The following is a 3719-nucleotide window of genomic DNA, read 5'->3' as shown; positions in this document are numbered from 1 at the left end:
TTTTTTGGTGATCTATTTAATATTGTGCTTTGCGGTGTATTAAGTTGGAAATTCTCTAATTGTTTAAGAACTATTTTAGCTGTTTTATTGTAGTTTCCAAGCAAAAAAAAGTGTGAGTCCAAAAGAATAAACAAATATTGCAGGAATCAAAGCATATTGACTATCTGTGATAGCATTATAAATGCCTAAATCATAAAACAAATATATTATGTATAGTAAAGCGATAAGAGACATTGTTAAAAATAACAAAAAGCATATACGATACAATGTAACGATTATCATTTCTCTTAATAAAGGAAATCTATACCCCATTCTTTTTTGATATTTAACATATAGTTTTTGGATTCTATAAAATAGTGTTGTAGCTCTTTTCTCTGCTTCAGAGGGGTTCTTAGAATCTTTCAAAGCTTGTAAGAGTTTAAGAGTTATATTATCAAAATAATTTACTAAATGGTAATTATTTTCTATTGTTTCATTTTAACTTTAAAAATATTTCTAAACAATTCTTATTTTTCACCTTGGAAATTGGATTTTCAATAACTGCATAGTATATTTCACTATATATCATAAACATCTTCTTATCTATTTCTGAAACCATCGGTCTTCTGTCCAATAGATATTTAATGAAAGTATTTAAAATCTGACCTACTGAGAAAACAGAGAGGACAGCAATAATAAAACTTGAATCTATAAATTTAAAAAAATCTTCCATAAATAACTCCTCATTTCTTTATAAGAGAGATTTTATCACGGGAAAGGAGGCGATACATATAAAATAGAAGATTTTTTTATCCTACGAACTGTTACTCTCAAGTAACAGTCAAGATGTAGTATAAGCTTTTTGCACTGTATGAGTGTTTATACAGCGGCTCTATATCCGAAAGAAGACACATCATGTGTCTTTTTTAGTATTAAGAAAGAAAGGAAACGATATACCCTATGTTCAAGAAAAGATTAAAACCGACTCCTGCGACTGCAGGTATCCTCATCGCCTTCTATTCGACGATGACCCCTATATTGGCGAAGCCAAAACCGAATACTGCAGGAGTGAAAAATGAGGCAAAGCCTTGGTTGGATTCCTTTACGGATATCTGCCTATGGGCGATACCTCTCGTTGCTGTCATTGCAAGTGCTGCTCATGGTCTATCGTGGATGGTCAAGGACGAAGATGAGAAGAAACAAAAGCCTGTCTTAAAGATGCTCAAGATCATCTGGGGAATCGCAGTCGTCCTCGAGCTGATCCCGACGATCTATAAAATATACAATATGTAAAAAGGAGGTATCGTATGGATCTAGTAATCGATGGTGTCCGCTGGGTCTTGTGGATACTCGTCAAAGGAAGTATGTTCCTCATCGATAGTGTATATAACATCATACGACCGATCCTTTCCTTCGATATCGGCTCAAATTCAACGGTGTGGCAATGGTGGGACATCCTGATGATGTTCCTCCTGATGTTCACCCTGCTCAGAGCCTTCACGATGTTATTGAAAGCGACTATCGATGAAGAATATGTATGGAAGCTGAGCGGATTACGGATGATCTTCCGTATCATCGCAATCGTTTTCGTCGTTGCCATGACTCCACTGGTGATCAAAGAATTCACCGCTTTTACGAGCGTCGTTATGGATAGTGTTCCGGATTCCTTCGTAGTAGAGAACAATTTCGCGACTACGAAGCCAAAAACAGACAACAAGCTTCAACAGGAGATTGTTGACAAACTGTACAAGGAATATGAAGGGATGCCTTCCCAGATCTTTATCAGTTCCGCAAGCAATGGTCAATATCCTCCCTACCAGCTGATCGATATCAACGCCACGGAAGGCGGTATGGATCATTGGTTCGACGGCGTACCGATTGTAGGAGGCTTCTTCAATATCACCTCTGCATTGATTGGAGCTGATGGTGATTATATCTATTTTCCGGATACCACCATGCTGATCTTTCTGATCGTAGAAGGGGTATGTGGAGCTTATATGTTTCTGCTTATGGCGATACAGATATCACAGAGGATGATCTCCATCGCGGTCAAGATCCTGATATCTCCCTACCCGATTTCCGGTATCATAAATCCGGATGATCGCAGTTTTGGTTTATGGGTCAAACTGATCAGTGCTGATCTGATCTCGAATGTCCTGCAGTATATCATCCTGTTGCTCGTCATGGCTGTCACATCTTCTAAAACGGTACAAAACTTCGGCATCGTCGGCCAGGGGATCTTCTTCCTGGGGGGCATGCTGGCTGTCTTGGTCGGTCCCGGTCAAGTCGCTCAGCTCATCGGCGGGGATGGTATGGGACTCTTCATGACGATGCAGGGCTTCCAGGCGATGAGCGCATTGAAGGGCGTCACACAGGCGATCGGACAAAAAGGAATCGGGATGGCCACTGGAGCGGCAGCTCTGGGGACTTATGGAGCCGGCAGGATGCTGGGCCTGAACTCGCTCGGTAACTATCCGGATGGAGGTGGTATCGGCTCCAACAATCCTATGACAGGAGCATATGATCCGGGAAACGGTCCCGGAAATGGTTCAGGATCCGGAGGTGCAGGAAACATCCCGCCAAGAGCTTTTTCCGAACCACATACAGAGAAACAAGCGCAGGCAGCGAGGAAGTATGGAATCGACATCAGTGATATGAGTAAAGGAGACGCTTCCCTGGCTTTGGAAAAAGCAGGCATGGATAAGAGCTACTGGAGAGGTTCGAATCCGGCAGGTGGTGGCGCATCCGGCACGATCGATAAGAGCAATCCAACCTATGGTTTCGGAAATACGCCGACATCTGTCTCTACAGATGGAAGGTATGATAGGGCGATGGAAGATGGCACAGATATAGGCGCATCCAGTGAAGGCATAGATAGTGGTGAAGGGATCGATATCGGAACTCCTGCCAAAGGAAATGACGGCAGCTCAGGTGGTGCTTCACAGGATGAAGGAGGCATCCGTCTGAGTCGTGAGGGTACGACCGCAAGGCGTGTCGGTGATTCCTCCACCTTCCGTGCGAGAACCGTCTCCAAAGTAGGAAGAACGGCTTATCTGGCCGCAGGTAATCGACTGATGGGACAGAAGAGCATCGTCCGTGGAGGACGCTATGTAACGAAGAATACGCGTGCACAGAATCTTTCGAACATGCATGCCGGTATCCAGGATCTGATCCATCCGAAGCGGATCGACGAGCTGTCTTCCACGCATGCAGAAAAAAGAGATATGCAGGATATGAGAGAAATGGAGGACTTTGAACGATCATGAGATTCTACTCACCGAAGAATTTTAAGAAAGGAAGACATCTGGGAGGCATGTTCCGATGGATCGACATCGTGCTGTTCGGCACAGCGACCCTGCTCTTCATCCCGGCATTCCTTTTCAATATGACAGGAGATACGGTCAACGTCCCGCTCCTCATGTTGACCTTACTGCTCTATGGGATCGTGATCGTGCTCATCCAGCCATTCCCTCCCATCTATCACAACTTCCTGGTGTTCTTCTACCTACAGTATCTGTATCTCAGACGACAGAAGGAATATATATGGGGAGGTATCGTAAAATATGAAGAAAAAGAAGAATAAAGAAAGAAGAGCGGAAAAGAAGGTCGTGAAGCAGGCAGAGAAACAAAAGAAATATTGCAGCACGGCATTGGAATGGTCAGATATCGAGATGATCGACGGAGACGCGATCCATATAAGAGACGGCAGCACACGAGAGCGTATCATCGGTTTGAAAGTC

4 protein-coding genes are annotated in these 3719 nt (G+C 43.4%); 3 read left to right on the top strand and 1 reads right to left on the bottom strand.

The genetic code is table 11. The features are described from left to right. Positions 1 to 472: 472 nt before the first annotated feature. Positions 473 to 712 (bottom strand): hypothetical protein, encoded by a 240-nt coding sequence (locus tag NE665_RS23400; protein ID WP_002610767.1) that lies wholly within the window; start codon positions 710 to 712, stop codon positions 473 to 475. 227 nt (positions 713 to 939) lie between these two features. Between NE665_RS23400 and NE665_RS23395 the strand changes: the two genes are divergently transcribed. The 3 genes from NE665_RS23395 to NE665_RS23385 are packed head-to-tail and all read left to right on the top strand — an operon-like array spanning position 940 to position 3562. Further along, entirely contained in the window at positions 940 to 1272 is a 333-nt protein-coding gene (locus tag NE665_RS23395) for a hypothetical protein (protein WP_002610766.1), read from the top strand. A gap of 14 nt (positions 1273 to 1286) precedes the next feature. Continuing rightward, positions 1287 to 3245 carry a hypothetical protein gene (locus tag NE665_RS23390; RefSeq protein ID WP_002610765.1) on the top strand — a complete coding sequence of 653 codons (1959 nt, stop codon included), beginning with the start codon at positions 1287 to 1289 and terminating at the stop codon, positions 3243 to 3245. A 47-nt stretch (positions 3246 to 3292) separates the two neighbouring features. After that, positions 3293 to 3562 carry a hypothetical protein gene (locus NE665_RS23385; RefSeq protein WP_233104884.1) on the top strand — a complete coding sequence of 90 codons (270 nt, stop codon included), beginning with the start codon at positions 3293 to 3295 and terminating at the stop codon, positions 3560 to 3562. Positions 3563 to 3719 lie beyond the last annotated feature (157 nt).

The organism is Clostridium sp. DFI.1.208, assembly GCF_024463855.1.
Classification (GTDB): domain Bacteria; phylum Bacillota_I; class Bacilli_A; order Erysipelotrichales; family Erysipelotrichaceae; genus Clostridium_AQ.
Note: the sequence above shows the minus strand (reverse complement) of the source record. Positions and strands in the feature narration are given on the sequence as shown.

Bases quoted from the DNA above. Each gene is read 5' to 3' on its own strand.
- NE665_RS23400 (WP_002610767.1), bottom strand. From the start codon at position 712: ATGGAAGATTTTTTTAAATTTATAGATTCAAGTTTTATTATTGCTGTC.
- NE665_RS23385 (WP_233104884.1), top strand. From the start codon at position 3,293: ATGTTCCGATGGATCGACATCGTGCTGTTCGGCACAGCGACCCTGCTC.
- NE665_RS23390 (WP_002610765.1), top strand. From the start codon at position 1,287: ATGGATCTAGTAATCGATGGTGTCCGCTGGGTCTTGTGGATACTCGTC.
- NE665_RS23395 (WP_002610766.1), top strand. From the start codon at position 940: ATGTTCAAGAAAAGATTAAAACCGACTCCTGCGACTGCAGGTATCCTC.